Consider the following 4,033-nt stretch of genomic DNA (forward strand, 5'->3'; position numbering starts at 1 on the left):
TAGAAGAATTAGTTTCTATTCTCAAAATATTCACCACCTTTTTTTTATAATCTCTACTAAATATTATGCCATAATAGATCCTATAATATTAAGTTATTTAAAAATAATTTAGCAACAAAATTCATCTCCGTCTATAGAGAGCGGAGTCTTCTTTTGCAAATAAAGATAAATCTTTTTACCTTAAGTCATACATATTTGAAAAAGAGAGGATAGAAATATTTTTAGAGGGTCTTCTAATATGTGGAGTTACAAAAAACAAATGAAACAGCTATGAATTTTCTCATAGCTGTTTCACTTGTTTTCCTATAAGTATTTTTTTAAATCCTCAACTTTTTCTAAATCAAATATATCTGTTGCTATTTTATCAATAACACCCTCTGGTAACAATCTAATCTTATCTGTATAATAATCAGAAAGACCATTGAATCTTTAACTTCTTTACACCATGATGTATCACCTGTACTAATAGAATGTGTTTTTGGGTTGACAGGCTTTCAATAGCAGTGTATAAAACGTATCCCTAGGAAAACTGAATATTATTTACCTTAAAATATTAATTAAATCATAAAAATAATATTTTCTGTTTCTATGTTTTTCATCGGAATAAATTATTTTTGCTTCCACCAACTTTCTTAAATAACTATCTAAAGTAGTTACTGGGATTGTCATTCTACTCTTTATTTTATTTTTTGTGAAAATAGGGAATTCAAATATAACATCTATAACCTGTCTCATTTTATTACTATTTATTATTTTTATGCTTTTGTTTATAGTTACATTATAAAGTTCATTTATTTTTTCTATTTTATCAATCAATTTATTTGATTCATTTATACACGCAGATAAAAAGAAGTCTATCCAATCAGAATAAATTTTTCTTACTGCAACAATATCTTTTTCATATTGATCTTCATCGTCTGCTTTATCTGTTACATTAAATCTAGTTGCATTTAAAAGATCATAATATTTATATTTATCTTTTTCTAAACTTTCACTAACAAATAAATTAGCACTACTTATAAATCCTTTATTGTATAAATATAAAGGAATTAGTATTCTACCTATTCTACCATTACCATCTAAAAAGGGATGGATTGTCTCAAACTGTGCATGAATTAATGCTATTTTAATTAAATCATTAATATCATCATTTTCATTCATAAATTCATCTAAGTTACTCATGAAACTATCTACAAGCTGCGGTTCTGGTGGAATATATGAAGCATTTTCTATCTTACTACCTTGTGTTCCTATGTAATTTTGAACAGATCTAAATTCTCCTGGAGTTTTACTTCCACCTCTCACCCCACCACCAAGTAATGTTTTGTGTAAATTTTTTATTAATCTACTGCTTAGAGGCAATATTTTTAGCCCATACACACCTTCTTGCAAAGCAATATAATAGTTTGTGACTTCTTTAATATCATCCGTAACATTTTTTTCATCTGATCTATATTCTAACATTTCATCAATAGTTGCCTTAGTACCTTCGATTTTAGAAGATTCTAAAGCCTCTTTTAATGAGAATAAATCCATTAAAAGATCAGGTCTTACTTTTGAACTTTTTAATTTCTCATTATATATAGCAATTTCTTTATTTGCTTGTATTACTTTATTAAACAATCTTTCCTTATCAATTAATTTATCGTTGGGCAATGTAAATGGTAAATATGGTTTTTTCATTTAAGAAACTCCTTATTTAAAACATTTTAACTAGTATTATAGTTGCTATCACGAATAAGTATATCATTTAAAACTAAAAAATATACATTTTAGTTTATAATTTCGTTTTAAAATGAATATGCAGTACTTTTTTTATTGAATTTATGAGATTTATTATAGGTATCAAGAAATATTTTTTGTAATACATTTATTAAATATGAGCAAGCTAAGTTTAGAATAAACTTACAAGGAGTGAAAAACATGAAGTCTTCATCTCACAGAATAGCTATTCCTACAATTTTAGAAGTAGGAAAAGGAAATATTAATAACGTAGGAAGCTTAATTAAAAAAGCTATGTTGCAAAAGGTCTCGATATGTTATGGAGAAGGAATAGAAGAGTTATTTGGAGTGTCTATAATGAAATCTTTAAAAGAATCCAACATTCAGATTTTAAAAATAGAAACTATCTTAGCCATAAATTTTGATGAAATTAGTACTATGGCATTTGAAATATCAAATGATGTTGAGGCTCTTATTGGCATTGGTGGTGGTAAAGCTATAGATGCTGTTAAATATATGAGCTTTTTAAAAAAGCTACCATTTATTAGCATACCAACTTCAACCTCTAATGATGGGTTTTCAAGCCCAGTTGCATCCCTTTTAGTAAGTGGAAAACGTATGTCTCTTCCAGCAAAAACTCCTTACGGTATAATTATAGATATTGATGTAATTAAAGGAGCCCCTGAGAAATTTATATTTTCAGGAATTGGAGATTTAGTATCAAACATCACTGCTCTGTATGATTGGAAATTTGAAGAGCAGCAAGGAAAAGCAACTATTGATGACTTTGCAGCTATGCTTTCAAAAAAATCGGTAAATAGTTTTGTACGTACTGAATTTAAGACAATTAAGGATGATTTGTTTTTAAAAGAGTTAGTGGATTCACTAACCTTAAATGGTATATCTATGGAAATTGCAGGTAATAGTTCACCGTCCTCCGGCTCTGAGCATTTAATTTCTCACGCTTTAGACGAATTTCTTGAAACTCCACAACTTCATGGCATACAGGTTGGAGTTGCGACCTATATTATGTCTAATGTGCAAAATCACAGATTTGAGAGAATATCAAAAATATTAACGGAAACAGGATTTTTTAGATATGTTAAAACTCTGAAAATGAGAAAAGAAGATTTTAAGAAAGCTATAGATATAGCTCCTTCAATAAAACCTAACAGATATACTTATATTCATGTTGAAGAAAGTAGAGAAATGGCTAAAAAGTTTATTGATGAGGATGAAACATTAAATTCTATGTTAATATGAAATTAAATCTTGCAATAGGATTTTTAATGGAATCAGAAGTGAAATTGCTTATTGATGATTTAAAGCTGGTGGCGCAAAGTGGTGTACGTATAAGAATATTAACCGGGAAATATATTAATATCACTCAACCTCAGGCTTTATATTTAGTAAAGGACGCACTAGGTGATAAGGTAGATTTAAGGTTTTATAATATAAGGAATAAATCATTTCACCCTAAGGCATACATATTTGAATACGAAGAGGATGCAGATGCTTATATAGGATATTCTGATATGTCGAGGTAAAGGAAGCAAAACAGCTTTTTCTCATAGCTGTTTCGCTTGTTTTCCTATAAGTGTTTTTTTAAATCCTCAACTTTTTGTAAATCAAATATATCTGCTGCTATTTTATCAATAACACCCTCTGGTAACGATCTAATCTTATCTGTATAATAATCAGAAAGACCATTGAATCTTTTTTTTTAGCTGAGTAATAAGTAGCTCGGTCTTGCCTTCTTTCTTTCCCTCTTTTATTCCATCACTTTTTAATTTACCAAAGATGTTTGATGCATTAGAAACCATAATTTCGACCTCCTCTTTTTTATTCTCATCGAATCATCACCTGTGCAGCTGTTCATCATCTTCGATGCTGAAATATTAATGACTTCAGAAGGAGATTTAGAATTACACTTAAGTTCTCTATTTGTTATAGAATGTAACTCTATTATTTGATTAGGAGACTTTCCTTTTGAAATGTCATTAAGCATATTTTCCACTAATTCATTCATATTATATATTTCATTGCTATTAGTTGTATAAAGCATTAGTTGTGGCTTTAACGGGCATATGTGAAATTTATCTTGCTGAATTTTAATTTAATCTAATTCTAAAGAATATAAGAAAATGAAATGTTATATTGTATGGGCTTGATAGGTTGGAAATAAAAAAGCCTCTGGTTATATAATGTACCCTATCGGGTAGACAATTTAAAAAAAGTCTACCCGATAGGGTATTTTTATGTATAATAAAGAAAAGCATGGTAGTTTAGCAATTTAAATTTGATAGGATTC

Annotated in this window: 5 protein-coding genes; 2 read left to right on the forward strand and 3 right to left on the reverse strand. The window is 28.4% G+C overall.

Going from position 1 to position 4,033, the window contains the following annotated elements; all coding sequences use genetic code 11:
* Positions 1–540: 540 nt before the first annotated feature.
* Positions 541–1,683: a Fic family protein gene (locus KPL37_RS19095; RefSeq protein WP_216151660.1), complete on the reverse strand. Its 1,143-nt coding sequence runs from the start codon at positions 1,681–1,683 to the stop codon at positions 541–543.
* Positions 1,684–1,923: 240 nt separating this feature from the next.
* On the opposite strand from KPL37_RS19095, the gene KPL37_RS19100 reads away from it, so the two are divergent.
* Together KPL37_RS19100 and KPL37_RS19105 are read left to right on the forward strand one after the other, a co-directional pair.
* Complete coding sequence (locus KPL37_RS19100) at positions 1,924–2,985, forward strand: iron-containing alcohol dehydrogenase family protein (RefSeq protein ID WP_216151661.1); 1,062 nt, start codon at positions 1,924–1,926, stop codon at positions 2,983–2,985.
* Positions 2,982–3,269: a phospholipase D-like domain-containing protein gene (locus tag KPL37_RS19105; RefSeq protein ID WP_216151662.1), complete on the forward strand. Its 288-nt coding sequence runs from the start codon at positions 2,982–2,984 to the stop codon at positions 3,267–3,269. Before KPL37_RS19100 ends, KPL37_RS19105 begins: the two co-directional genes overlap by 4 nt.
* A 44-nt stretch (positions 3,270–3,313) precedes the next feature.
* Here the strand turns inward: KPL37_RS19105 and KPL37_RS19995 are convergent, their stop codons facing one another.
* Both KPL37_RS19995 and KPL37_RS20200 read right to left on the reverse strand, forming a co-directional pair.
* The gene (locus KPL37_RS19995; protein WP_343216314.1) at positions 3,314–3,403 is read right to left on the reverse strand and encodes a hypothetical protein; all 90 of its coding nucleotides are present in this window, start codon (positions 3,401–3,403) and stop codon (positions 3,314–3,316) included.
* A 16-nt stretch (positions 3,404–3,419) separates the two neighbouring features.
* Positions 3,420–3,545: a hypothetical protein gene (locus KPL37_RS20200; protein WP_281418732.1), complete on the reverse strand. Its 126-nt coding sequence runs from the start codon at positions 3,543–3,545 to the stop codon at positions 3,420–3,422.
* Positions 3,546–4,033 lie beyond the last annotated feature (488 nt).

This window comes from Clostridium frigoris (assembly GCF_018861865.1).
Taxonomy (GTDB): Bacteria; Bacillota; Clostridia; order Clostridiales; family Clostridiaceae; genus Clostridium_AD; species Clostridium_AD frigoris.